Source organism: Streptomyces sp. DT190 (assembly GCF_049846985.1).
In the GTDB taxonomy this organism is placed as follows: Bacteria; Actinomycetota; Actinomycetes; order Streptomycetales; family Streptomycetaceae; genus Streptomyces.
Genome location: NZ_JBNCNM010000090.1, coordinates 1 through 287, shown reverse-complemented (window position 1 = coordinate 287; position 287 = coordinate 1). Strand labels below are relative to the sequence as shown.

1 protein-coding gene is annotated in these 287 nt (G+C 68.6%); it reads left to right on the top strand.

Annotation, left to right across the window (positions count from 1 at the left end):
* The coding region (locus tag ACPXCS_RS39730) for a peptidoglycan bridge formation glycyltransferase FemA/FemB family protein (RefSeq protein WP_425971259.1) at window positions 1–249 on the top strand (249 nt) is incomplete at its 5' end.
* Window positions 250–287 lie beyond the last annotated feature (38 nt).

The following is a 287-nucleotide window of genomic DNA, read 5'->3' as shown; positions in this document are numbered from 1 at the left end:
GTGCGGCCGAGCAACGCCCTGCAGTGGCGGATGCTCAAGGACGCGCACGCGCTGGGTGCCGAGGTGTACGACATGCGAGGTGTGCCCGACGTACTGGATCCGCAGGAGCGGTCGTTCGGCCTGATGCGCTGGAAGCTCGGCACGGGAGGCCAGGTCGTCGAGACGCTCGGTGAATGGGAGCTGGCGCTCGAGGGCGCCGTCAACAAGACACTGCACCGTGCCATGCAGAGGTATCTGGCACGGCGCTGAGGGCAGCCCCGGGGCGTGCGGATCGGTCATGGGGCAAC